General features: G+C 58.0%; 22 protein-coding genes and 2 tRNA genes. 12 read left to right on the top strand and 12 right to left on the bottom strand.

The annotated features are described in order from the left end of the window. Positions 1 to 31 precede the first annotated feature (31 nt). Together NSJP_RS06575 and NSJP_RS06580 are read right to left on the bottom strand one after the other, a co-directional pair. Entirely contained in the window at positions 32 to 766 is a 735-nt protein-coding gene (locus NSJP_RS06575; protein ID WP_080886118.1) for an outer membrane protein, read from the bottom strand. A gap of 230 nt (positions 767 to 996) precedes the next feature. Further along, complete coding sequence (locus NSJP_RS06580; RefSeq protein ID WP_080886119.1) at positions 997 to 1,500, bottom strand: PAS domain-containing protein; 504 nt, start codon at positions 1,498 to 1,500, stop codon at positions 997 to 999. A 906-nt stretch (positions 1,501 to 2,406) separates the two neighbouring features. Here NSJP_RS06580 and NSJP_RS06585 point away from each other — a divergent pair. Then, complete coding sequence (locus tag NSJP_RS06585; protein ID WP_080886120.1) at positions 2,407 to 2,886, top strand: universal stress protein; 480 nt, start codon at positions 2,407 to 2,409, stop codon at positions 2,884 to 2,886. A gap of 129 nt (positions 2,887 to 3,015) precedes the next feature. Here the strand turns inward: NSJP_RS06585 and NSJP_RS06590 are convergent, their stop codons facing one another. Together NSJP_RS06590 and NSJP_RS06595 are read right to left on the bottom strand one after the other, a co-directional pair. Next, positions 3,016 to 3,309 (bottom strand): hypothetical protein, encoded by a 294-nt coding sequence (locus tag NSJP_RS06590; protein ID WP_080886121.1) that lies wholly within the window; start codon positions 3,307 to 3,309, stop codon positions 3,016 to 3,018. A 420-nt stretch (positions 3,310 to 3,729) separates the two neighbouring features. Beyond that, complete coding sequence (locus NSJP_RS06595; RefSeq protein WP_080886122.1) at positions 3,730 to 4,062, bottom strand: isoamylase early set domain-containing protein; 333 nt, start codon at positions 4,060 to 4,062, stop codon at positions 3,730 to 3,732. Between the two features lie 556 nt (positions 4,063 to 4,618). On the opposite strand from NSJP_RS06595, the gene NSJP_RS06605 reads away from it, so the two are divergent. After that, positions 4,619 to 5,188, top strand: a complete 570-nt coding sequence (locus tag NSJP_RS06605) for a lipid-binding SYLF domain-containing protein (RefSeq protein ID WP_080886124.1) — start codon at positions 4,619 to 4,621, stop codon at positions 5,186 to 5,188. A 218-nt stretch (positions 5,189 to 5,406) separates the two neighbouring features. Here NSJP_RS06605 and NSJP_RS06610 read toward each other — a convergent pair. Continuing rightward, positions 5,407 to 5,483 (bottom strand) — tRNA-Met (locus tag NSJP_RS06610). An 88-nt stretch (positions 5,484 to 5,571) separates the two neighbouring features. Here NSJP_RS06610 and fmt point away from each other — a divergent pair. Genes fmt through pheT form a run of 5 tightly spaced genes read left to right on the top strand, consistent with a single transcriptional unit; the run spans position 5,572 to position 11,924 of the window. Further along, positions 5,572 to 6,516, top strand: coding sequence for a methionyl-tRNA formyltransferase (gene fmt, locus NSJP_RS06615; RefSeq protein ID WP_080886125.1), 945 nt, complete (start codon positions 5,572 to 5,574; stop codon positions 6,514 to 6,516). 17 nt (positions 6,517 to 6,533) lie between these two features. Next, entirely contained in the window at positions 6,534 to 7,958 is a 1,425-nt protein-coding gene (gene rsmB, locus NSJP_RS06620) for a 16S rRNA (cytosine(967)-C(5))-methyltransferase RsmB (RefSeq protein ID WP_080886126.1), read from the top strand. Then, positions 7,955 to 8,635 carry a ribulose-phosphate 3-epimerase gene (gene rpe / locus NSJP_RS06625; RefSeq protein WP_080886127.1) on the top strand — a complete coding sequence of 227 codons (681 nt, stop codon included), beginning with the start codon at positions 7,955 to 7,957 and terminating at the stop codon, positions 8,633 to 8,635. The genes rsmB and rpe overlap by 4 nt, the downstream gene beginning before the upstream one ends. Before the next feature lie 8 nt (positions 8,636 to 8,643). Beyond that, the gene (pheS, locus tag NSJP_RS06630) at positions 8,644 to 10,206 is read left to right on the top strand and encodes a phenylalanine--tRNA ligase subunit alpha (protein ID WP_080886128.1); all 1,563 of its coding nucleotides are present in this window, start codon (positions 8,644 to 8,646) and stop codon (positions 10,204 to 10,206) included. A 2-nt stretch (positions 10,207 to 10,208) separates the two neighbouring features. Then, positions 10,209 to 11,924 (top strand): phenylalanine--tRNA ligase subunit beta, encoded by a 1,716-nt coding sequence (pheT, locus tag NSJP_RS06635; protein WP_080886129.1) that lies wholly within the window; start codon positions 10,209 to 10,211, stop codon positions 11,922 to 11,924. 63 nt (positions 11,925 to 11,987) lie between these two features. Here the strand turns inward: pheT and rplT are convergent, their stop codons facing one another. From rplT to NSJP_RS06670, 7 genes are all read right to left on the bottom strand, one after another. Beyond that, on the bottom strand, positions 11,988 to 12,356 hold the full coding sequence (gene rplT, locus NSJP_RS06640) for a 50S ribosomal protein L20 (RefSeq protein ID WP_080886130.1): 369 nt from the start codon (positions 12,354 to 12,356) through the stop codon (positions 11,988 to 11,990). A gap of 37 nt (positions 12,357 to 12,393) precedes the next feature. Next, positions 12,394 to 12,588 (bottom strand): 50S ribosomal protein L35, encoded by a 195-nt coding sequence (rpmI, locus tag NSJP_RS06645; RefSeq protein WP_080886131.1) that lies wholly within the window; start codon positions 12,586 to 12,588, stop codon positions 12,394 to 12,396. 37 nt (positions 12,589 to 12,625) lie between these two features. Further along, complete coding sequence (infC, locus tag NSJP_RS06650; RefSeq protein WP_231989501.1) at positions 12,626 to 13,117, bottom strand: translation initiation factor IF-3; 492 nt, start codon at positions 13,115 to 13,117, stop codon at positions 12,626 to 12,628. Between the two features lie 28 nt (positions 13,118 to 13,145). Then, complete coding sequence (gene thrS / locus NSJP_RS06655) at positions 13,146 to 15,074, bottom strand: threonine--tRNA ligase (RefSeq protein WP_080886132.1); 1,929 nt, start codon at positions 15,072 to 15,074, stop codon at positions 13,146 to 13,148. A 77-nt stretch (positions 15,075 to 15,151) separates the two neighbouring features. Then, positions 15,152 to 15,226 (bottom strand) — tRNA-Val (locus NSJP_RS06660). Between the two features lie 139 nt (positions 15,227 to 15,365). Then, entirely contained in the window at positions 15,366 to 15,638 is a 273-nt protein-coding gene (locus NSJP_RS06665) for an HU family DNA-binding protein (protein WP_080886133.1), read from the bottom strand. An 80-nt stretch (positions 15,639 to 15,718) separates the two neighbouring features. After that, complete coding sequence (locus NSJP_RS06670; protein ID WP_080886134.1) at positions 15,719 to 16,309, bottom strand: helix-turn-helix domain-containing protein; 591 nt, start codon at positions 16,307 to 16,309, stop codon at positions 15,719 to 15,721. Positions 16,310 to 16,779: 470 nt separating this feature from the next. Here NSJP_RS06670 and NSJP_RS06675 point away from each other — a divergent pair, with 470 nt between their 5' ends. Genes NSJP_RS06675 through cysD form a run of 5 tightly spaced genes read left to right on the top strand, consistent with a single transcriptional unit; the run spans position 16,780 to position 22,295 of the window. Further along, complete coding sequence (locus tag NSJP_RS06675; protein ID WP_080886135.1) at positions 16,780 to 17,229, top strand: RrF2 family transcriptional regulator; 450 nt, start codon at positions 16,780 to 16,782, stop codon at positions 17,227 to 17,229. A 10-nt stretch (positions 17,230 to 17,239) separates the two neighbouring features. Continuing rightward, positions 17,240 to 19,693: a sulfurtransferase TusA family protein gene (locus NSJP_RS06680; protein WP_172834209.1), complete on the top strand. Its 2,454-nt coding sequence runs from the start codon at positions 17,240 to 17,242 to the stop codon at positions 19,691 to 19,693. 30 nt (positions 19,694 to 19,723) lie between these two features. Further along, on the top strand, positions 19,724 to 20,419 hold the full coding sequence (locus tag NSJP_RS06685; RefSeq protein ID WP_155970589.1) for a phosphoadenylyl-sulfate reductase: 696 nt from the start codon (positions 19,724 to 19,726) through the stop codon (positions 20,417 to 20,419). After that, positions 20,419 to 21,471, top strand: a complete 1,053-nt coding sequence (trpD, locus tag NSJP_RS06690; protein WP_080886138.1) for an anthranilate phosphoribosyltransferase — start codon at positions 20,419 to 20,421, stop codon at positions 21,469 to 21,471. Before NSJP_RS06685 ends, trpD begins: the two co-directional genes overlap by 1 nt. Before the next feature lie 26 nt (positions 21,472 to 21,497). After that, a complete protein-coding gene (gene cysD / locus NSJP_RS06695) occupies positions 21,498 to 22,295 on the top strand; it encodes a sulfate adenylyltransferase subunit CysD (RefSeq protein WP_080886139.1) in 798 nt (265 codons plus the stop codon). Positions 22,296 to 22,311 lie beyond the last annotated feature (16 nt).

Below are 22,311 nucleotides of genomic sequence, written 5' to 3' on the forward strand. Positions count from 1 at the left end.
TCGATTTGCCGACCTGTTCTGGCCAGTACAATTACGGGAATTGAATGGAAAGGCCGCCGAGGACGTGATGCGAATCGAAAGTTGCTCGGTAGCTGTCCGTGGAGAACCCGGTTACGGCGTTCTGATAGCTCAATTCCGAAGTAAAGTGCGTGAACCGGTATTGCGTGAAGAGGCCGATGTTCTTCGTCAACATGAAGGTCACCCCCGCGTCCACCTTCGCTCCTACCGAGACATCCGTCTCATGCTGATTTTGTGGTTGCACGTTCATGGGCGTTCCCGCGTAGGTTATAAACAAAGACGGACCGGCACTCATATACGGTTGGAGCCGGCCATGCGGAAACGCGTCGCTCCGAAGAAGCGGAATCCTCAGCCGTAAGACATCAAATCCGATGCCAAATACGGGCAACGACCACTGAAACGGAGCCGGCGAGGTTGTCGTCTGTCCCCCACTGGTCACGGTACTCGGTACCGACTGACCGGGTGCGTTGACACGGAAAAAGAAGACATCGAGCCCGAAGCCGAGCCAGTCGAAGCGATCGAGCCAATAGCCGGTTCGGCCGCCGACGGTCCATGTGTCGCTAACGGATAAGCCTTGATTGGTGGTCGTCGTCCCGCTGGTGCTGCTGACGGTCACGTCGGTCTTGTTTGTGAAGACCGCACCGCCATAAATGTCGGCATACATTTCGGCGGAGGTTTCGTGAGGAACCAGGAACAACAGCACGAAGGACCAAAGAATCAATGGTTGGACCCGCCTGCGATGCACCATCACATGCCTCCATACGCCAGGAAACTACGTAAGAAGTCTAGCGTGATCTTTTGACTTGTCAACCTGCACGCCCCCTCTGGGAAGTGGTTGCAAGTCGAGAAGCACCTCTAGATACCATTGATTTGAGTCAGAGAAATGCCCGGGACTTAGGTGCGAATGTCAGACAGCGAACGTATGAGGTATGTGACGGAATGATACCGGGAAGGTGGTTTCTTGGGCAGGGAATTCAATTAGGACTCATACGCCTCCTTCCAATGCTTGTCCATTTGCACCTTCTGACTATTCACTTCATATACCACTGCATCTGAATTTTCCACCTCATGAAGGAGAAGCCATTTACTATGGACAACGAGCTGCGCTCCATCGCGACACTTATGAATCAACTTGCCCTCCCAAAAGCCTCTTTGCACCAACTGTGTTTCGATTGATGACAACGAACAAGGGAAGATTGTCTTCAGGAGGAAATGGGAAGTTTTTCCTACCGTCTCGTTAGCATCCCAGCCATACAATCGTTTGGCACCCTGATTCCAACCCTGAATAGTACCATCGGTATTGCGAATCAAGATCGCATCCTCGAGTCGGTCGGCATAGAAATCTATGACGTATGGCTGTTGTCTGAACTGGGACGTAATCCCACTTGGCACAGAAGCGGGACTAACAGCATTGCCGGCAAGCAAACCTTTTAGTCGAAGAGCTCGTTGCTCGAGGAGATGCCAGGAAGCTGCGGCGAGCATTAACGTGAACCAAGGGCGATAGGGAAGGAATGAACCAGCAGCACAGCTAAGGCCGCGGCTATTCGAATGAGGTTAAAATTATTGTCGCGGCCTTGAGTGTAATGAGACAGCTTCATGAGTCGGCCTGGGGTGAAGAGCAGTGATCCAATATAATGAGTACACTGCGGCTGCAGGTCTTTAGTACTCGGGGAAGCCCCGCGCCCCCTTGAATCGCCACGGTTGATTCTTGCTGCGGGTACCACCACCCTGAAGTGGCTCAGGTAGACCTCGTTCAACCGACCGACTCTCAATCTTTCACTGCAACCCTTCGCGCATCCGAACTGCCTTGACATTGGCCTCATGCCATTGTCCCGCCTCATGCTCGCTTCCTGTCCATGGACACTGATCGCATTCGACCAACCCATTGTCCACCTGAAGGTCCAGGCACCCACAATGAGGACAATGCGGCACTGGTTTCTTTAGATCTTCGAGAAGCCTCAGGCCTCCTATTGGCAATGCATTCACAATGAACCTCCCTTGTCTCGTTGACAGCAGAAAGACCCTCCCGGCGTCCTGCAGGGACGGAAGGAGCGTGGAAGACGGCGCACGATCCAGTCTAAATTACAAGGAAGCAGGCGGAGGGTCGACTTGCGAGGGACTTGAGAGGTAACGCTGATGTCGCGGAGTTGCCACCGTATCTCCTACTACTTCTCTATAGTTTCATATTGGAGAAGGGCAAAACAAGCACTCTTTCTTCCAGATGATCCGCATCGTCATTCTACATCCTCGCGGGAATTATCACTGCCAGCGAGCAGGCCTCGCTCCTTAAATTCTCCTGACCAGAACTTTCCCTAGAATCGAGGATTCACGGGGCATAATATACATGACCCAACAGCTCAAGTGACCCAACCTTCGACGGAGGATGCAATGCGCATTCTGCTAGCCATCGACGAGTCCGAAAGCTCTCATCGCGCTGTCAAGTATGTGGGATCTCTTTTGCACCGAACACCTGATGTGGCCATCACGATCTTTCATGTCCTCAAACCTATGCCCAGGGGGTTGCTGGAGCATGGGGGATCGGAGAGTCCGGCCGTCGAAGCACAAATGGATCAGCAGCTACACAAGGACCAGGAAGACTGGATTCGAAAGCAACGGGAATCCCAGTGTCATGTCCTGCAGAGCGCGTGTCAGACCTTGAAAGACTCCGGATTTGACATACAGCGAGTAACCCTGAAGTTTGGCCATGAGGACGATATCGCGAGAAACATTCTTGAAGAGGCACGAGGTCACGAAACGATCGTGGTGGGGCGCCATGGGATGTCCCGGATCAAACGTCTCTTCGGCGGCGGCGTGACCGATCAGATACTGCGCGATGCGAAGGGCTTTGCGATTTGGATCGTGGAATGAAATAGAATAGGCAAGATGTATACATTGACCAGCCGTTTTTGACGAGTTCGTGATTTAACTTTGAGCCACCATTTTACTATGTTCTCACCGACAGGACTAGAAACACGGATTAGCCCGTCGATGGCTACATTAATGACCCCAATAGGTATTGAAGAGCCCTCCCCCCGTCTCATAGCTTTCAGGATTTGACTGGTACAACGACATGGACGTGGTGGGGATATTGTAATAGTGACATAGCCATTCATCGTTCGCGAATCTGTCCTCGACATGGGCACGGGGCGGATCATCCGTGCCGTGATTCCAACCGAGCACCCATTGAGTCCTAGACAAGAAGGAGGAAACCACGGACGAAAGAAATAGACTGAGCCCCATGATTTTCCTCACCGTTCCCGTCGTCTTCGTGAGCAAGAAATGCACATTCATGGTGTCCCTCGCTTTCTCGTCACATCCTTGCTTATTCCATTTGTCCTGTATCTATGGTCTCGCATTAATCAAACCATGCATTCGCCCGATGCATTTGCCACGCCAGTGCAGCGACTCTCCTTCGCGCCTCAGCCCAGGCTCGATTTCACCGAATTTTCCCCTCCGCTTCATCGCATAATCAATTATTCCTGGTTCTCTTAGCATGCACTAGGTGTCTACCTAGTCATTTCATGCCAGAATTATTGCTCCCCTTGCGGACAAATTGCGCCACCGAAGAGTCGTCAAGGGCGAGGCACATGGCTGACGACAGGCATGTGTGCGGTCGGCTCTCCAGAGATCGTTGGCATCTGCCAGAAGTCTATTGACTGGCCAAGGTCCCTATGGGGCACGGTGTCAAACAGCTGACACCCAGTGTGCCACTCACCGTGCAGGATCGATGGTTCGAACCGAATTAAACGTGCCGTGCTCATTGGCGATCCGATCAAGATTCAATGGGTCTTCTTCCCACCGCTGCCCGTTAATCACAAACTTATATTGATAGATGCCGGATTCGAGTCGCAGTGTGACTTTCCATAATCCGCCAGTATCCGGTTTGAGAGGGCGAGCTTCTGGATTCCACTGATTAAAAGTTCCAGCGACGGTGACGGTGGTTGCCGAGGGGTCAAAGTATTCGAATGTCACCGACCGTTTGAGAGATCGTCGAGGCGAGGTGCGAGGCAAAACAGGTTTCTTGAGAGGACTTGGTTTCTTCATATATCCGTTTCTCCATCATGCGGGTCGCTCCGCTGCGATACCGATACCTGCCAGGTTGCGTCGGTTACGTTGCCGCTCAAATGGACTGTAATTTCATAAACGCCTGCTGGGATGTACGAATGTTCGCGCATTTCACCAGGGTGACTACGAAGAAGAAACTGGGAGGGGCCCTAGGAGCGATCAGAGGAGACAGAATAACGGAAGAGCCCACTTCCTTTCGAAAGTGAGCCCTACCTGCTAGAGGTGTAAAACCCTCTTCGTTCCGCTTCGCAGCGCCGCGCAGGGGCATCCTCGCAATGGGAATGCTCCTGACGAGCGTCAGTGCCGCCGCGCTACTCTCTTCCACTAATAGCCCGCCCTTGGAAGTTCGACCCCCCATCTCTTGGCAAGCCGTCGCTCGAAAATACGTGCATTTTTGTCTTGGATCTGTTCGGCTCTGTCAGCTCTCACAGTTTCGATGGCCATGTAAATCGTATAGAGTCTCCTCGCTGGCAGATCGCTACATCCATCGAGTCGGCTGGCTAAAGGCCGGCTCTCTACGAAAGGAGTGATGATTATGAGGGAACCAGTCTCTCGTGGTTTGCAGCTCGTGGCTATGGTGGCAGGCTCCGCGCTGTTATTGAACGCATGGCTCGCTGGCCCGGCGTCGGCGGCTTCGGCAAAAGAAATCGACGCCGGGGCGGACGAAGCCATCGTGAAATTCGAACAGGAGGTCAAAGGCGGCAAAGCCTTCATCGAGAGCAGTAAAGGCATGCTGGTGTTCCCCAAGGTCATCAAAGGTGGCGCGGGGTTTGGCGGAGAGTATGGAGAGGGCGCATTCCGGGTCAAAAGCAAGACGGTCGATTACTACAGCATGTTGCAGGGTTCGTTTGGACTGCAATTGGGCGGAGAGATCAAGACCATCTATCTCGTGTTTCTTGATGAAGCCGCGATGAAAAAATTCCATGATGGCGAGGGGTGGAAGGCCGGAGTGGACGGCTCCGTTTCACTCGTGACCCTAGGCGCTGGGGGAACGATCGATACCAATAACATGAAGGATCCGATCGTAGCCTTTGTGTTAGGTCAAAAAGGCCTCATGTACAACCTTTCGCTCGAAGGGACGAAGTTCACAAAACAGAAAAAGTAGCGCTCGACCTTTATTCTCCCTTGGGCATCCTGGTTGTCCGTTCTGTGGGCACCATTCTTCTCCCTGGCCCCGATACCTAGTCTCAGGTGGCGGGGGCGCACATTTTCGCACGCTTCGCTGCGTTCTCCTTAATACGGAAAGCCAGGCAAGAATTGGTCAGGCGCTGTGCCTAATGTTGGGATCGCTGTTGGAGTGGCTTGGGGGGAAGCTAAATAACTTGGTTGCGGGGAGAGGATTTGAACCTCTGACCTTTGGGTTATGAGCCCAACGAGCTACCAGGCTGCTCCACCCCGCGGGCGGAATCTAACAAAGCGTTGAACGGCAAGTCAAGCAACAGCCGAGCGCCGGTTGCATTCGCGGAAGACGGATGCTAAAGCGGTGGCATGCGCGTCATTTTCATGGGCACACCGGATTTCGCCGTTCCTTCGCTGGAAGCCCTTCTGAATTCCGACGACGAGGTCGTCGGAGTGGTCACGCAACCGGATCGGCCCAAGGGCCGCGGCCAGACAATGACGTTCTCGCCGGTGAAGGATCTCGCCGTGGGCCGGCAGATTCCCATTCTGCAGCCGACGAAGATGAAAGATCCCGATTTTCTGGCGGCCTTGCAGAAATGGGATGCCGACGTCATCGCGGTGGCGGCGTTCGGCCGAATCCTGCCTCCGTCAATTCTTTCCCTGCCACGTCATGGATGCCTCAACGTGCACGGCTCTCTGCTGCCGCGTTATCGCGGCGCAGCACCCATCCAATGGGCGATCATCGAGGGCGAAACCGAAACCGGTATCACGACCATGCTGATGGACGAAGGCATGGATACAGGCGCGATCCTCCTCCAGGAACGGATGGCCATCGAGCCACAGGATACGGCCGGCAGCCTGTCCGTTCGCATGGCCGCACTGGGCGGACGATTGCTCAGTGAGACCATGAAGCATTTGAAATCCGGGACGCTCATGCCGAGCCCGCAGGATGATCGCCAAGCCACGCTCGCTCCGATCCTGAAAAAGGAAGATGGGCTTATCGATTGGAATGAACCGGCCCGCTCCCTTGCCAATAGAATTCGCGGATTGAGTCCCTGGCCTGGCGCGTATACGTTCTCGCATGCCGACCGGTGGGTGCTCTGGAAGGCCGCTCCACTGAGCGAACCGGCTTCCGCAGCGCCCGGCACCATCGTGGACGTGACGAAACAGGCGCTTCATATTGCAACCGGCGACGGGCTTCTGGCGGTCAACGAACTTCAGGTGGCCAACAGCCGTCGGATGATGGTGGCGCAGTATCTCGCCGGGCATCCCATCCAACCGGGCCTGCGTTTGGGCGTGCCCTCGCCGGTGTAGCTTTGGTTCAATGACACATGGGCACCGAAACCCGTCCCTCCGTACGCAAACCCTCCGCACGATCGATCGCATTGGCCGTGCTCGTGGAATCGGTTCAATCGGCTGATCCCATCGATGGGCTTTTGGAGCGGGCTTGCGCGCCGATCAGCCATGATCCGAGGGAACGAGCGCTGGCCGTCGAACTTGTCTACGGAGTCCTGAGACATCAGGGAACGATCGACTGGAGGCTGCAGCCGGTTCTCGACAAGCCGATGCGAAAGCTGCCGCGGCTGATTCAGATGCTTCTCCGAATGGCCGCTCATCAGCTCCTCTCTCTCGACCGCATCCCTCATTCGGCGGCGGTCAACGAGTCGGTTCAATTGGCCAAAATCAACGTTCCCGTTTTGGGAAGAGATTGGAGCGGTTTCGTCAACGCCGTTCTGCGTGCCCTGCTTAGAAACCCTGAGCCGTCTTGGCCTTCCGCGAAGGACGACTCGATCCGCTCGCTCTCCGTGCGGTATTCCGTTCCGGAATGGCTGACCTGTCGATGGGTCGATCGGCTTGGGGCTGACGAGGCCGAGGCGGCTTGTGCCCATTCCGTCACCGTTCCACCCGTGACACTCAGAGTAAATCGGCTCAAGGCGACGCGCGATGACTTTCTCGAACGGCTTCGACAAAGCGGGATATCGGCCTCCCCCACTCGGGTGAGTCCGGTCGGGATTACGATCGAGCCGCGCGGGCCCATCACGTCGCTCCCCGGCTTTTCGGAAGGCTGTTTCTATGTCGAGGACGAGGCGGCCCAGCTCATCCCTCCTCTTCTCGGTGTGAACTCCGGCGAAGCGATCCTCGATGCCTGTGCGGCGCCGGGAGGAAAGGCGACCCATATAGCCGAATTGATCGGAGACCGGGGCACCATCCTGGCTGTCGATAAGAAAGGAGCCAGGCTCGATCTCGTTGCCGCCAACTGCACGAGGTTGGGATTGCGAAGCGTCGTGGCGATCACCGGCGATGCCCGCTACAGGGACGAATGGCAAAGGACCGCGACGCATTCCCATGATCCTTCCGAAGTCCGGAAAACGCTCGTCGACCGCGTACTGGTTGACGCTCCTTGCAGCGGGCTCGGAGTGTTGCGCCGGCATCCCGAGGCGAAGTGGCGGAAGGACGGCGCCGCACTCGCGCGCCATCAAAAACTGCAGCTGGAAATCCTTGATGCGCTCAGCGCAAGCTTGCGGCCCGGCGGCGTGCTGGTCTATAGTACCTGTTCGGTCGAGCCGGAAGAGACTCACGCCGTCATTGAGAGATTCCTCAATGCTCATGCAGACTTCCGACGAGAGTCGCTCGCGCCGTGGCTGCCGAATGAAGCACAGAATCTCCTGACCGGCCACGGAGACCTGACCACGGAGAATAACCGGTACGGGATGGACGTCTTCTACGCCTCACGCCTCAGGAAACGAGATTCATGACCAGACCCGCCCGCATCGCTCCCTCGATTCTGTCGGCCGACTTTGCCCGACTGGCGGATGAAGTCGCCGCGGTGGAGCGCGGGGGCGCGGATTTTCTGCACGTCGACGTGATGGACGGCCACTTCGTGCCCAATCTGACCGTCGGCCCGCCGATCGTCGAATCGTTGAAAAAGGTCACCAAGCTTCCGCTGGACGTTCATTTGATGATCACGAACGCGGATGCCTTCATCCCGGAGTTTGCCGCTGCAGGGGCCAGCTATCTGACCGTGCACGTCGAAGCCTGCCCCCATCTTCACCGGACGGTGCAGTTGATCAAGGAACATGGCGTCAAGGCCGGCGTGACGTTGAACCCCGCAACGTCGCTGCGCACGCTTGACGAAATTCTTCCGGATGTCGATTTGGTTCTGATCATGTCGGTCAATCCGGGATTCGGCGGGCAAAAATTCATCGACCACTGTCTTCAGAAAGTCGCGAACGCCAGGCGGATGCTGGATCAGATCCACAGTCACGCCCTTTTGGAAGTCGACGGCGGCATCAAAGTGGACAATGCCGGCCGCATTCTGGCTGCCGGGGCGGAAGTGCTGGTGGCGGGTTCGGCGGTCTTCTCCAGCCCGGACTACGGCGCCACCATCGCGGCATTGCGCGCCGCCGGGCAGCCGGCTTCGGCGCATCGATAGGGCCTGGGGTGGATATCGCAGCTCTCATCGACAGTCTGCATCCCCTGGAAATCAGGGTCCTCTCGGCGTTCTCCGACAACGGTGACCGCGCGATGGAGACCGAGCAGTTGGCCGCGGCTGCCGGACTGGAAGCCTCTCAGATCAGCATGGCGGTGGAGTGGCTGTTGGCCAAATCGCTCCTCGCCGTCGAAAAAGAAACCGTCACGCCCATCGTGTCACTGACCAAGACCGGCGAGCAGTATATCGAAAAACCATCGCCGATCGAGATGGTCCTGTCCGTCGCGCGCGAGGCCGCGAGCACGGGCAAACGCCTCACCATCCAGGACCTGCAGACCCGCGAACACCTTGAGCCGTCGGATGTCAGCGGGGCCATCGGGGCCTTGAAAAAGGAAGGGGCCCTCTTGATCGTTCAGGGCGGCTGCCTCGAGTCGACGGGAAGGTCGAGTCCCACCGCTGAAACCCTGCGGGGATTGCTCCAACAGCTTCAGCACGGATCTCGAACTCTGGAGACCTTCTCCGAATTCGAGCAACGCGTGATCGATGCGCATGCCGTCAAGCGCGGAAAGGTCAAGGAGCCCTTTCGAGTCGATGATCGCGTGACCCGCCTGTTGAAGCCGACGGCCGAGGGTCTGGATGCGTTGAAACACCTGTCCCAGCAGGACGCGGCCGAGGAAGTCTCCCAGCTGACGCCTGAACTCTTAAAAGAGGGCGGCTGGAAAACGAAGCGATTCCGCAAGTACACCATCAGTCTGCGGGCACCCAGGATCGCTCCGGGACGGCGCCATCCCTATCGCGAATTTCTCGATACGGTCAAAACCAAGCTTGTCAGCATGGGCTTCCAGGAAATGCGGGGGTCGCTGGTCGAGACCGAGTTCTGGGACATGGACGCGCTGTTCATGCCGCAGTTTCACCCGGCCCGCGATATCCACGACGTCTATTTTGTGAAGAGTCCCACGCATGCCCGGAGTGTGGCAGAGCCCTTCCTCACACGCGTGAAAGAGGTCCATGAGCGGGGAGGAAACACCGGATCGACCGGCTGGGGCTACACGTTCGACTTGCAGCGGGCCAGTCGGTTGGTCCTGCGGAGCCAGGGCACGGCGGTATCCGCCCACCGGCTGGCGTCCAATCCGCTGATTCCCGGGAAATATTTTTCGATCGCCCGGTGCTTTCGCTATGATCAGGTCGATGCGACTCACGCGACGGACTTTTTCCAGGTTGAAGGGATCGTACTGGGCGAAGATATCAATTTCCGGACGCTGCTCGGCCTCCTGAATCTCTTTGCGAGGGAAGTTGCCCAGGCAAAGGAGGTCAAATTCCTTCCGGCCTATTTTCCTTTCACGGAGCCGTCGGTGGAATTGCATGTGCGCCATCCCCGTCTTGGCTGGATCGAGCTCGGCGGTGCCGGGCTCTTCCGTCCGGAGGTCGCCGCGCCTCTCGGCGTGCAGGTGCCGGTGATCGCCTGGGGATTGGGGCTTGACCGCATGGCGATGGTGGCGCTGGGTATTCATGACATCCGTGAACTCTTCACCGACAATCTCGATCTCATCCGCTCCACCCGCGGAGTCGTCTAGGCATGCCGACCATTACGATCTTCAGACAGGATCTCGAACAACTGCTGGCGGGGCCGGCCAAACCTCCCTCACCGGTCACGTCCGACCAATTGGACGAGTGGCTGATGTTGGTCAAGGGAGAACTCAAAGGACAGAGTCCCGACACCGGTGAGCTGCGGATCGAACTACAAGATAGCAACCGACCCGATCTGTGGTGCTGTGAAGGGATCGCACGGCAAATCCGTATCAAGCAAACCGGGGCGACCGTTCCCTATACGTTTCTGTCACAGCCAGGTCCCCCGGCCAAGCAGGTCGTAGTAACGGCAGGATTGGAAGAGCTGAGACCCTATGTGGCGGCTTGCACGGCGACCGGGTATCGAGTCACTCAGGAGGGACTGGCGCAGCTGATCCAGACGCAGGAAAAACTGGCGGAGATCTTCGGACGCAAGCGCCGCACGGTCTCCATCGGCCTCTATCGTTTGCCCGCGATCGAGTTTCCCGTTTCTTATGAAGCCGTGGCGCCTGACAGCGCCAGGTTTACCCCGTTGGGCATGACGACGGTCATGACGCTCGGCGAGATGCTGCTGGTCCATCCGAAGGGGCTTGAGTTCGGCGGGATCGTCGCGGGAAAAGAGCGGGTTCCATTGCTTCGAGACGCCAAGGGGCAAATCCTATCCTTCCCTCCGATCATCAACAGCAGGGAAATCGGCGAGGTCCGCGTGGGCGACGACGCCTTGTTCGTCGAAGTGACGGGGACGGACCTCTCGATGGTCATTCTGACGCTCAACATTTTTGCGGCGAATTTGGCCGACCGGGGCGCGGCGATCGAGCCCGTGGAAGTCGTCTATCCGTTCAAGACTGATCTGGGGCAGCGTGTGGTGACGCCCCGTGACCTGGGCCGAGAGCGGACGCTCTCACTCGCCACCATCGAGCGGGCGCTTGGGCAGGCGATGGACGCGCGGGAGGTGAGTCAGGCGCTCCGGAGTTACGGATATGGGGTAACGGTGGACCAGGAAGACGTCACTGTGCGGCTTCCGATCTATCGGCATGACCTCATGCATCCCATGGACGTGGTGGAAGACGTGGCGATCAGTCGTGGGTTTTCCGAATTCCTTCCCGTCATGCCGTCGCAATTCACGGTCGGCGGTCTCTCGAGCCTGGAGACGCTTTCCGATCGCGCTAGGGGCTTGATGGTCGGCATGGGGTTCCAGGAGATCATCTCGAATATTCTCGGCTCACCCCAGTTACTGTGCGATGCCATGCGATTGAACGGAACGGAATGGGGACGGCTGGTGCAGGTCGACAACGTCATGTCGCAGAATTTTTCGGCGCTGCGCCAATGGATGTTGCCGTCGTTGCTGCGGGTGGAAGCCGCGTCCAGCCGGGCCTTTTTCCCTCACCGCCTTTTCGAAGCGGGTGAGGTCGCGCGGCCCGATCCGGCTCACGAACTGGGCGGAGAGACGGTGATGATGTTAGGCGCGCTGATCGCGCATGCGGAGGCCAACTTTTCCGAGATCCACTCCTGCCTGGACGCGCTGCTCTATTATCTCGATTGCGCCTACAAACTCGAATCGGTCCAACATCCCTCGTTTCTCGAGGGGCGAGCCGGTCGTATCGTGGGCGATGACGGCACAGTGTTGGGAGTCATCGGGGAGTTGCACCCGGAAGTGCTCGAACGCTGGCAAATCACCGTTCCTGCCGTATCCTTCGAGATCGATCTCTCGGCACTGGACACATGATCGTGGATGGGGATCCTCCACGCGCCGGGTCGCGCGCGGAGGCGTAAAGAACCGGCGGTTCCGTTACGCGCCGGCCGGCGTCAACTGCTTCTTGGCCAACCCGATCAACTGTTCGAATCCCGCCGCATCCTTGATGGCCATATCCGAGAGGATCTTGCGATCGAGCAGCACGTTGGCCTTTTTCAAGGCGCTGATAAAGCGCCCGTAGGACAGGCCCTGCGCTCTGGTCGCGGCGCTGATACGGGCGATCCAGAGTTGGCGGAAATCCCGTTTCCGGTTCTTTCTGCCCGTATACGCATATTGTTGGCCCTTATCGACGGATTCGGTTGCCGACCTGAACAGGCGGCTCTTGGCTCCGTATTGGCCTTTCGCAAGCTTCAGCCGCTTCTTCCTTCTGGCCCGTGTTTTCGGTCCACCTTTTACGCGTGGCATGGGAGAGTACTCCTTTTCGGTTGATGCTCAAGATCGCTTATTGATAGGGAAGCAGGCGTGCCAGCGCGGAGGCCTTCGTCGGGTCGACGACGACCGATCCGCTCAGGCGGCGCTTCCGCTCGCGATTCTTGCTGGTCAGAATGTGCCGCTTTCCGGCCTTCTTCCGCACGAATTTTCCTGTGCCGGTCTTGTGAAACCGCTTGCTGGCTCCGCTATGTGATTTCATCTTCATACGTCGTGGTCCTTTGGTTAAACGTGGTCGTGTGGGGTCAGTTCTTGGGTGCCACGATCATGATGAGGCTTCGGCCTTCCATCCGCGGGGCGTATTCGATTGTGCCGGTGTCCGCCAATTGTTCGATCACGGAGCTCATGAGCGACCGGCCCATCTCTTGGTTGGCCATTTCGCGTCCCCGATACGTGAGGGTGATCTTGGTCTTGTTTCCTTCTTCCAGGAACGTCTTGATTTGCCGGACCTTGATTTCCAGATCGTGCTTGTCCGTTCTGGGACGCAACTTGATTTCCTTCACCTGTGTCGATTTCTGATGTCGCCGGTTCTGGTGGTCCTTCTTGCTCAACTCATACTTATATTTCCCGTAGTCCATGATGCGACAGACGGGAGGAGCCGAGGTGGGGGCGACCTCTACCAGATCGTAGCCGCCTTCCTGCGCCTGACGAAACGCTTCCGGGGTCGGAAGAATACCAAGTTGTTCACCCTCCGGGCCGATCACTCTGACTTCACGTACTCTGATTTCGCGGTTCACGCGCAGTTTGGGGACGATAGGCCACCTCTCATGATGTCGGTGAAAGTTGTTGTGCACCCCGGTCTGCTTCCCGGCGGAGAAGGTCCAGAGCTCCGGCGACCGTCATGCTCCCGAGATTGGCGCCGCTGCGTCCGCGTACGGAGACCGAACCGCTCTGTACTTCACGGTCTCCGACCACGAACATGAAGGGGATCTTGGCCTTCTCAGCTTCCCTGATCTTGAGACCGATCTTTTCGTTGCGGAGGTCGGCGTCTGCGCGGAAGCCGGACGCTTTCATGTCGGCGGCCACCTTGGCGGCGTACTCGCGTTGGTTGTCGGTGATCGACATCACCACGGCCTGAACCGGCGCCAGCCAGGTCGGAAAGGCGCCCCCGTAATGTTCGATCAAGATTCCGAAGAACCGCTCGATCGAACCGAGCAGTGCGCGGTGAATCATGATGGGTTGATGAGCCTTGCCGTCCTCTCCGATGTAACCCAATTCGAATCGTTCCGGATTGTTGAAATCCACCTGCACGGTCGAACATTGCCAGGATCGTCCCAGCGCGTCCTTGATCTTGATGTCGATCTTCGGGCCGTAAAAGGCGCCGCCCCCCGCGTCCAGTTGAAAGGCGATGTTCCGGCCCTTCAAGGCCGCCTCGAGCGCGCTCGTGGCCAGGCTCCAATGCTCGTCGCCTCCCACTGATTCCTTCGGCCTGGTGGACAAGAAGACCTCAAACTCGGCGAATCCGAACGTCCGTAGCATGAAGAAGGTGAAGTCGAGCACGCGACTGACTTCGGATTCGATCTGGTCCGGACGGCAAAAGAGGTGGGCATCGTCCTGCGTGAATCCCCTCACGCGCAAAAGACCGTGAAGCACGCCCGTGCGTTCGTAGCGGTAGACGGTTCCGAGCTCCCCGTATCGGACAGGCAAGTCGCGGTAACTCCGAAGCCGCGATTTGTAGATCATGATGTGATACGGACAGTTCATCGGCTTCAGCTGGTAGTCGCTTCCTTCCAGCTTCATGGCCGCAAACATGTTTTCGCGGTAGTAGTCCACATGGCCGCTGGTTTTCCAGAGATCAAGCCGAGCGACGTGCGGGGAGTACACTAACTCGTAACCGTCCTTTATGTGCTGCTCGCGCCAGAAGTTTTCGATCAACAGCCTGATGGCCGCTCCCTTCGGGTGCCAGAGAACGAGGCCCGGGCCGATTTCATCCTGGATCGAGATGAGATCCAGCTCTTTCCCGACTTTTCGATGATCGCGGCGTTTGATTTCCTCCAGGCGCGCAAGATGGGCGTCCAGTTCACCCTTCGTCGGAAAGGAGGTCCCGTAAATCCGCTGCAACATCGGATTACGCTCATCGCCACGCCAGTAGGCTCCGGCCGTGGTCAACAGCTTGAATGCGCCGACGTGGCCCGTCGTCGGGAGATGCGGGCCGCGGCAAAGATCGACGAAATCTCCCTGGCTATACGCCGTGATCGGCTCGCCGTCCGGAAATCCTTCGATGAGTTCCACCTTGTACTGCTCACCACGCGAGCGGAAGAAGTCGATGGCTTCTGGTTTGCTGAATTCCCGTTTGGTGATTGTCAGATTGCGTCCGATAATTTCCGCGACTCGTTCTTCGATCTTGACCAGGTCTTCAGGCGTAAAAGGCCGGTCGAATGCGAAATCATAATAAAAGCCGTCCTCGAGCGCGGGACCGATCGTCAGTTGCGCGGAAGGAAACAGCTCCTTGACGGCCTGGGCCATGATGTGAGTGCTGCTGTGCCGATAGACCTCGCGACCCTCCATGCTGTCGAAACGAAGCGGTTCGATCGTGGCGTCGCCCGCCAGCGGCTTCGAAAGATCCACCACCTGGCCATTGACCTTGGCGGCCAAGACTTGGGGATCCAACGCGCCCAGAGACGAAAGCGCGGTCTGAACGGATCCACCGTTGTCAATCGTCAGAGCCGGCCCATTTTTCACCACGACTTTCATCGGCTTACACGCTGATCGTCGTCAAAAATAAGAAAGGCACCCCGCCTCGGAGAGGCGCACGGATGCCCTCAGCCGAATGGTAGGCGCGGACGGTCTTGAACCGTCGACCTCTACCGTGTCAAGGTAGCGCTCTCCCCCTGAGCTACGCGCCTATCGTCCGGATGCGCATGCTAATATAGCCCCGACTGACGTGTCAAGAAACGAGCAAAGGAGAAGAGGGCCCGCGCAGTCTCGCGGACGCTCTTCCCCTTTGCTGCGTGAGAAGCGATTTCGCGTCGGTCGGGCGAGCGCTTAGCGGACCGCCGACTTCAACACCTTTCCTGCGGAAAACTTCGGCACCTTTGCGGCCGGGATCCGAAGCGTTTCGCCAGTTCGCGGGTTACGACCAAGCCGCGCCTTTCGGCGCGAGATGGTAAAGGTTCCGAAATTCACCAGGGACACGCGCTGCCCCTTCTTTAGGGAGGACGTGACTGCTCCGGTAAAGGCCTGGAGCGCATTTCCTGCCGCCACCTTCGTAATTCCGGCGGAGGCCGCCATTTTTGCGATCAACTCTTCTTTTGTCATTATGCCCCTCCTGTAATGGTGGTTGGGATGCGGTCAGGTGTTTTCCCCGATTTCAGCGGGCCCTTCGGGCAGGCGCTTGTCTAGGCGTCGCGCATACGGGCCGGTCGTCCCCGCTTAACGGGAATATGCAGTTCTTGGATCTTTTTTCTCAAAGTATTCCGATTTAACCCCAGTAACTCGGCCGCTTGGATCTGGTTGCCTTTGGTTTCCTGGAGTGCCCTGGTGATCAGCGGGCGCTCAATGGCGGATATCAACATGGGATGGAGATTTCTTCCCGAGCCATTCCGCATACCTTTGACGAAATCACCCATTTTTCGCTCGATAAAGTCCTCCAGGGAGGGCGCTGCCTGTCCGTTGGCCGCGGCATGCTTGGATCGATTCAGCGTCTGCATGAATTTCGAGACTCTTCGCAGCGCTGAACGGGTGCCGGTGATGATGAGCGCCTGCGTGAGATCGAGATGACCGGGTAAAGCCGGTACCACACCGTGAGTACCGGGTTTTGCCTCGAGGATAACCGCATCAAAGATCCGCTTGGCCGAGTCCTTCGACAGGGCCGCAGCGTCTCGCACCGTGGTGACGGACGCGTCTTTAAACGCCTGCCTGAACTGGGTTTGAATATCCGCATCGCTGCTCAGCAGCAGCACGCTGAAAGCCGATGGAGAGAGTGTCATGAACTACCACCCGAAGAAGAGGGCCGGATTATTGCCCAGAGCCCAGGTGATGTCAACGGCGAAAAATATGAAGTGACGGTGTCGTGACGTCATGAACGGCGCACGCTGAGACGCGACGACGAAGTACCTTTTCATCCCACGTCGGGATCAGTGAGCTGTTGCGATCGCACGGTGCGACCGATGACTATGCCCATTGGACATCCCGCGGCACTTTCCGAACGTTGCTCGTATCGTGGTCGACCTGTTCCTGGGCATTGCGGATGTACCGATTCACCGGCATCGCATTTTCATCTTCTATAGTCCATGTTCGTATCGTTGTTTGAGGGGTGCGAGAGGTTTGACAACCCCCGAGACCCATGCCCGAGAACGATTGAGAGAACACCCCGGGCGATTGGCGTCTGTATCCGGGCACCTTGACAACCTGCAAAGCGGGACAGTAACATCTCAAATTCCTACCGGAATAGTCGTATATGAAGGTATCTCTTCGATCTACATATGGAATTATGGCGGCCGTTGATCTAGCCATGCATAGCGGGCTCCTCCCGGTTCAGGCGAAATCAATTGCCAAGCGCCAGGGAATACCCGCACGGTTTTTGGAACAGGTGCTACACGCCATGAAGAAAGCTGGCCTGGTGTCTAGTCAGCGCGGCGCTCAAGGTGGGTACGTCTTATCGAAGAAGCCGACCGAACTCTCCATTGCGGAAGTGCTGGAGGCGCTTGACGGCCCCTTCCTGACCGGAAATGGCTCGAACGGCCGTCCGCCATTTCAACGTATGACCAAATCGGAACTCCTGCTCGCAAAAGTGTGGGAACGAGTTCAGGAAGCGGAACGGCACGTGTTGGAAGCCATCACGATCGACGAGTTAGCCGGGAAGCAACGCGTGCTCGATCAACAACGCACCCTTATGTACCACATCTGAGGTTATGATCATGACTGCCAAGACCCTTACCTCCGGGCTCGTCCAGACGCATCCGATTCCGCCGGCGATCGCCGACGAAATCGAGACGTTTGAGCAGGAGTCCAAGCGCCTCCTGTCAGGAGAGATCGTCACCGACCTGTTCAAACCTTTCCGGTTGCAATATGGCATCTATGGCCAGCGGCAGCCCGGGGTCCAGATGATCCGCATCAAGATCCCTTTTGGGGGGCTGAACGCCAATCAATTGCGCCGGGTCGCCGAACTTGCCGAGCGGTATGCCACCGGAGTGGGGCACGTGACCACCAGGCAGGACATCCAACTCCATTTCGTGGAGCTGAAGGACGTGCCCGACGTGATGCGCGGTCTGGCGGAAGTAGGGTTGACCACTCGGGAGGCCTGCGCCAATACCGTGCGAAATGTGACCGGCTGCCATCTCGCCGGAGTCTGCCAGGGCGAGGTGTTTGACATCACTCCCTATGCCAAGACGGTGGCCTATCACCTATTGCGGAACCCGTTGAATCAAAGCCTGCCGCGCAAATTCAAGATCGCTTTTTCCGGTTGCAAGCATGACTGCGCGTTGACGCCGATCCACGACATCGGTCTCTTGGCCGTGAAGCGGGAAGACGGCGTCATCGGATTCCGCATGGTCGCCGGCGGCGGACTTGGATCCGCGCCGCGTATCGCTCAAGTCCTCCGCGAGTTCACGCCGATGAACGAGCTGATTCCGAGCGTCGAAGCCGTCATCAAGGTGTTCGATACGCTCGGCAACCGGAAGAATCGGAACAAAGCCCGGATGAAATTCGTGATCGACAAGCTCGGATTCGCCGAGTTCAAGCGCCGATGGGAAGAGGCGTACGTCAGCATGGGGCATGCGCGCCCCGCGGACGACACTCTCAGACTCCTCGAATATGAGGACAAACCGGCGCCCTTGATCATGCCCGAACCGGTGAAGTCGAACCGCGTCTCGGGAAACGGCCGTGTCAACGGCTCGACGGAAGAGACGCCGTTCGATATGTGGAAGCGGACGAACGTCGTGCGTCAGAAGCAGCCTGGTTACGTGGCCGCCGTCGTCAAATTGTTCATGGGTGACTTGACGACCGATCAAATGTTGGTCGTGTCCGATCTCGCGGAACGCTACTCGAACGGCAACATCCGCACCACGATCAATCAAAACATGATCATTCGCTGGATTCCCGAATCGGCGATCAGGGGCCTTTACGACGACTTGGCGTCGAAGGGACTCGCCGATCCCGGAGCCGAATTGGTGGAGGACATCATCGCCTGTCCCGGTACCGATACATGCGGCCTGGGCATTACGTCATCCAAAGGGCTGGCACGGGCCCTGGCGGAGGTGTTCCCGGCGGGTCGCGTGCCGGAAGATCTGAAAGACGTCAGCGTCAAAATCAGCGGATGCCACAATTCGTGCGCGCAGCATCACATCGCCACGATCGGTCTGCACGGAGTCGGCAAACGCATCGGAGAGCACACGGCGCCGTTCTACGAATTGCATCTTGGCGGCAAAGTGAACGGAACGGCCAAGATCGGACAGATGACGGTGAAACTTCCGGCCAAAGCCGTATCCGCGGCAATCACGCACCTGATCGACGTATATCGCCGGGACCGCAAGCCCAGTGAAGGGCTGCCGGCATTCATCGAGCGAGTCGGCAAGAACGCCCTCAAGGACGAGTTGATCCCCTATACCATCGTGCCGGCCTTCGACGACGATCCCACCTTCTATTACGATTGGGAGGGAGAGGAAGAGTTCGTCCTGGAAGATCTTGGGCCGGGCGAGTGCGCCGGCGGCGCGCTGGAGATGATCGAAAACGGCATTCTTGAAGCGGATCAAGAGCTGTATCAAGCCCGGCTCCTGATCGATAACCATCAATATTCGGTGTCTGTGAACAAATCGTACCGGGCGGTTTTGGCCGCCGCCAAGGCGCTCTTGGTGACGGAAGGCCTCGAGCCGTCGACCGATGCGGAAACGTTCGGCGAATTCGAACGCCGCATTGCGAGTCACGGTGTCGTACCGGGGCAGTACCGGGAGTTGGGCAAGAAGGTCGGAGATCTGGGGCCGAAGGACACGACGCTGGAATCGGCTCGGGAAAAAATGGCGTTTGCGAAGGGATTCGTCGATGCCTGCCGTGCGGCGACTGAGCAGATGGGGAAAGATCTGAAGTTGGCGCCGACGGCCCCTGCGCCGACTCCGGCGAAGCCGGCTGCACCCGTGCCGACCGGCGCCCCACTGTATGATCTGCGCGGCGTCGCCTGTCCGCTCAATTATGTGAAGACCAAACTGAAGCTGGAGATGATGGATGCCGGCGAGAAACTGGAAGTCTGGCTGGACGCCGGGGAGCCGATCAAGAATGTGCCGATGAGCTTGAAGAACGACGGACATCTTATCCATCTGCAGGAGGCGTTGGAGCCGGAGGCGGTGCATTTCAGGATCTTGGTCGAGAAAGTCGAGTAGTCCGGCATGACGCAGGTATCCCCTAACGATATGGAAGCCCTACAGGTGTGGAGCGACTCGTTCGCGTCGAAGCAGCCGCAGGAGGTGTTGGCTGCGGCGATCGAACGATATGCGCCGAAGATCGTCCTGGCCTGCAGCTTCGGCGCGGAAGACGTGGTGCTGGTGGATATGGTTCATCGCATCAATCCGTCGGTGCCGTTGTTTTATCTCGACACGGACTTCCTGTTTCCCGAGACCCATGCAACCAGGGATCGGATCGCGGAACGGTACAACTTGAAGCCGGCACAAATGCTCCAAGTCAAGTCGCTGTTGACGCCCGCGGATCAGACGGCGCGGCACGGGGAAGCCTTATGGGCCAAGGATCCCGATCAATGCTGCAAGATTCGGAAAGTGGAACCCTTGAACAGAATATTGAAGACCTATGACGCCTGGATCACCGGCATCCGGCGGGAGCAGTCTCCAACGCGCGCCAACGCCAAGATGATTGAATGGGACAACATTTTCGGGCTGGTCAAAGTCAATCCATTGGCGGCGTGGACGTGGGCGGACGTCTGGACCTATATCAAGATCTACGAAGTGCCGTACAACGAATTGCATGATCGCAACTATCCCAGCATCGGCTGCACGCACTGTACGAAACCGGTGATGCCCGGGGAAGACCCTCGCTCCGGCCGGTGGCAGGGGCGTGAGAAAACGGAATGCGGACTCCATAAGAAGGCTTCTTGATGTCGATGCATGAATTCATTGCGAAAATCGCCAAAGGTCAGAAAGCCTCGAAGGACCTCACCTGGGACGAGGCCAAGCGTGCCATGAAATCGCTGATCGAGGGCCAGGCGACTCCCGCTCAGATCGGGGCGTTCCTGGTCGCGATGCGGGTGAAAATGGAATCGGTCACCGAACTGGCGGCGTTTACTGCGGCTGCTCGCTCCTACGTGGCTCCCGTTCCGACACCGCAAGACATCAATGTCGTGGACCTGCCCAGTTATGCCGGCAAACAGGATACCTTTCATGCGCTGGCCGGGGCGGCGATCGTCGCGGCGGCAGCCGGGGCGGCCGTTCTCATGCATGGATACGACGGAATTCCGGGCCGCCCGGGTCAAGCCGGAGTTCTCGAGGCGTTGGGCGTACCGATCGATCTGGATCCCAAGGCGGCCGGAGAGGCCGTGACGAAACAAGGATTTGCCTACCTGGACATCGGGCTCTACCATCCTCCACTGTATCGATTTCTTGAACTGCGCCGGGAACTCGGCGTGCGAAGCGTCTTTCATCCGGTTGCGCGATTGCTCAACCCGGCCCGCAGCCGTTCTCAAGTGATCGGATTGACCCACCCGCCGTATTTTGAGAAGACGGCGGAGGCGCTTCGGATGTTGGGAGCGCCGAGAGCGCTCGTGATTCGCGGTGTTGAAGGAGATCCGGAGCTGTCGATCGCGATGGTGACCAAGGTGTTGGAATTGCGTGACGACCGGATCACTCCCCTGACCCTGGCGCCGAAGGACGTGGGATTGAATCTCGGAACATCTCGCGATATGGGCGGGTTCCCGCCAGAGCAACGGGACAAGGAGGCGCTGCTTCTGCGCCGAGTCCTGCAGAATCAGGTGCAGGGAGGCGCTCGCGATTGGGTACTCTACAACGCGGCGATGTTGCTCTATGCCGCAGGAAAAGAATCCTCGCTGGCCGCGTGTATACCGCGGGCCAAGCGGGCTCTTGAAGACGGGGCCGCGGCGCGAAAGCTCGAAGCACTCGGCCGGCAGCCGATCGCCGCGGCTTCGGCCGGCTGATGCGTACGTGAGGAGAGGATCGACCCGTGAAACATTTGCGTCAGCTTGAAGACCAAAGCGTCTATATTCTTCGAGAAGCCTACAAGCATTTCGACAACCTCGCCATGCTCTGGTCGATGGGGAAGGACTCGACTGTCCTGTTATGGCTGGCGCGCAAGGCGTTCTTCGGTCATGTTCCGTTTCCGCTCCTGCACGTGGACACCAGCTACAAGATTCCCGCCATGATCGAGTACCGCGATCGATTGGCGCGCGAATGGCATCTCAACCTCGTCGTCGGACAGAATAAAGAAGCACTTGCCGCCGGTATGAATCACACCTTGGGACGCGTGACCTGCTGCACGGCGCTCAAGACGAACGGCCTGAAACAGCTTCTTGAGCAAAAGGGCTACACCGGCGTGATCCTCGGCGTTCGGGCGGACGAAGAGGGAACCAGGGCGAAGGAACGATACTTCTCGCCGCGGGACAAGCATGGGGACTGGGATTTTCGGGATCAGCCGCCCGAGCTATGGGATCAGTTCAAGACGACCTTTCCGCCGGGCACCCACATCCGTATTCACCCGCTGTTGGATTGGACGGAGATCAACATCTGGGAGTACATCAAACTGGAGAATATTCCGTTCATCGACCTGTACCTCGACAAGGGCGACGGCACCCGCTATCGGAGCCTCGGATGCGCCCCCTGCACGATGCCGATCAAATCGACCGCCAAGAACGTGGACGACATCATCGAGGAATTGCGCCATACGACCGTCGCGGAGCGGTCAGGTCGCGCGCAGGATGAGGGACGCGGAATGGAATTGCTCCGCAAAGACGGATACATGTGATGCCGCCGCGCCGAGA

Origin of the sequence: Nitrospira japonica, from assembly GCF_900169565.1 — a bacterium.
GTDB classification, from domain to species: Bacteria; Nitrospirota; Nitrospiria; order Nitrospirales; family Nitrospiraceae; genus Nitrospira_C; species Nitrospira_C japonica_A.